The sequence below is a fragment of the Caulobacter sp. 17J65-9 genome, assembly GCF_010975005.1.
Classification (GTDB): domain Bacteria; phylum Pseudomonadota; class Alphaproteobacteria; order Caulobacterales; family Caulobacteraceae; genus 17J80-11.
On record NZ_JAAIVC010000313.1, the window covers coordinates 1 to 1,046 of the forward strand.

Consider the following 1,046-nt stretch of genomic DNA (forward strand, 5'->3'; position numbering starts at 1 on the left):
AGCCCGGCCGCGACGGAGGGGACGCCGGTGACGTTCGCCGAGCTGGCCGACGCGCGGCCGGCGTCCATCGGCCTCGCGTCGAGCAGCCCGGGGCCGGTCGAGGCGGCGCCCGTGATCGCGCCGGCCGGGCCGCTGGTCCTGGCCATGCCCGCGCCGGAACAGGCCGAGGCCGGGTCGGCCATGGCGCTGGATCCGGGCGTCTGGTCGGTGCTGAAGACCGTCAATCGCGAGATCAACCACAAGATCCGCAAGGCCTCGGACAAGGACGCCTTCGGGGTGGAGGACTGGTGGGCGGCGCCGCTGTCGCAGGGACTGAAGCCCCGGGGCGACTGTGAGGACTACGTGCTGGAGAAGCGCCGGGCCCTGATCGCGCGGGGCGTGCCGGCGGCCAGCCTGTCGATCGCGCTGGTGCGTACGTCGTGGGGCGAGCCGCACGCGGTGCTGCTGGCCTCGACCGACCACGGCGACTACGTGCTCGACAACCTGTCGGCCGAGGTGAAGCCGTGGCGCGAGGTGGACTACGTGTGGACCGCGCGGCAGTCGCCGACGGACCTGCTGACGTGGGTGTCGCTGGAGACGGCGATCTAGGGCCCCCCCTCTTCTCCTCTTCTCCTCTCCTCCCCTTCTCCCCTTGCGGGAGAAGGTGGCGCGCAGCGCGCGCCGGATGAGGGGTGTCGGCGCGAGGTTTGACGCCTAGGCGCCTTCAACACCTTCGTCCTGAGAGCTCGGCGCCGGCCCCCCTCATCCGACCGGCTCCGCCGGCCACCTTCTCCCGCAAGGGGAGAAGGACGCGTTATGCACGTCCTGCTATACAGCCCAGGTGAGCACGCTTCGTACTTCCTGGCCGCCGGCGGCGATCGGCGCGGTCCTGTTCGCGGGGCTGACGGCGATCGTCGGCTTTGCGGGGTTCCTGCAACTGGCCGCCGCGCCCGACGCCGAACCGGCCGTGGCCGTCCTGCCGCTGGCCGACACCCACCTGGCGCGGGCGGGCCGGGCGCTGGCCGAGCCGCTGACGCCGCAGGCCCTGGACGCAGCCGAGCGCGAGG

At 73.1% G+C, this 1,046-nt stretch carries 2 protein-coding genes; both read left to right on the top strand.

Translation table 11 applies throughout. From position 1 onward, the window contains the following. Positions 1-588, top strand: a 588-nt coding sequence (locus tag G3573_RS21610) for a transglutaminase-like cysteine peptidase (RefSeq protein WP_205598438.1), incomplete at its 5' end; no start/stop codon positions are given. A gap of 232 nt (positions 589-820) precedes the next feature. Beyond that, positions 821-1,046 (top strand): hypothetical protein (locus G3573_RS21615; RefSeq protein WP_163263680.1); only part of this gene is annotated, 226 nt, incomplete at its 3' end.